The following is a 1,142-nucleotide window of genomic DNA, read 5'->3' as shown; positions in this document are numbered from 1 at the left end:
ACCTCGGCCTGCAGCGCGCGGTCGCCGGAGCGGTCGGCGACCGGCACCGCCTCGCGCAGGCGCGCCACCGCCGCCGTTCCCTGCTCGGCGGCACCGCCGGCCAGCAGCGCCAGGCCGAGCATCCGCGCATGACCCCAGCGGCGGGCCAGCGCCTCCTCCTCGGCCGCCAGCGCGAGGGCGCCGGTGCGGTCGCCGAGGGCCAGGCGGACCCGGGCGCCGGTCGTCCGCCACTCGTTCAGCAGGAGCGTCGAGAAGCCCTGCGAGGCGGTCCGCGAGTCCTCGATCGCCGCCCACGCCTCGTCCGGCCGGTCGCCCTCGAGCAGGAACCGGGCACGGGCCTCGTGGAGGCTGGAGTAGGCCAGCGAGGGCGGCAGGCCGCCGCCGACCACCTCGTCCAGCAGCGCCGTCGCGGTGTCGAGCTGGCCGCGCTCGATCAGGACCTTGACCGCGACCGCGGCGCTCGCTCCGACGTACTGCTGCCAGCCATGCTCGCGGCCGGCCAGGGCCTGCTCGGCGTCGGCCAGCGCGTCGGCCAGCGATCCGCGGACGAGGTGCGCGCAGGAGCGCACGTAGGAGACGTTGGCGGCGGCGATCGGGTCGCCGACGCGTCCGGCCTCGGCCAGCACGGCGTCGGCCACCTCGAGCGTCCGCTCGGGATGGCCGCTGCCGGTGAAGGCGCCGGTCACGTAGTGCCAGGCGGGGTCGCCCGGACCGCGGTCGCGGAGCAGCTCGCCGCCGGCCCAGGCCCGCTCGGCGAGCGCGGCGCAGCTGGCGGCGTCGCGCTCGAGGAACAGCAGCCAGGAGAGCGAGGCGATCGCCAGCGCACCGCGATCGTCGGCGGTCTGGGCGCGACCGTCGCCGAGCAGCTCGTCGACCTCGAGCGTCTCGTCGCGGCGCGGGTCGAGGAACCGCGCGCCGAGCCGGGCGGCGCGGATCCGGCGGCGCTCCTCGCGGGCGTCGGCGGGCAGCTCCGCGAGCGCGCGGTCGAAGGCGTCGACGGCGCCCGGGTAGTCCGCCGCCTGCCAGCTGGCCATCGCGGCGTCGTAGTGGAGGGCGACCCGCTCGGCCGGGCGCTCGGTGGCGGCGACCGCGGCGGCGAACGAGGCCGTCGCGAGCGGATCGCCGGCCGCGGCCTGCGTCCG

At 78.5% G+C, this 1,142-nt stretch carries 1 protein-coding gene; it reads right to left on the bottom strand.

Annotated elements, in window-relative coordinates; genetic code table 11:
• Window positions 1-1,142, bottom strand: a 1,142-nt coding sequence (locus tag PAI11_RS27140; RefSeq protein ID WP_040599918.1) for a hypothetical protein, incomplete at both ends; no start/stop codon positions are given.

The sequence above is a fragment of the Patulibacter medicamentivorans genome (genome assembly GCF_000240225.1).
Classification (GTDB): domain Bacteria; phylum Actinomycetota; class Thermoleophilia; order Solirubrobacterales; family Solirubrobacteraceae; genus Patulibacter; species Patulibacter medicamentivorans.
This window is presented reverse-complemented; position numbering and strand designations above follow the sequence as displayed.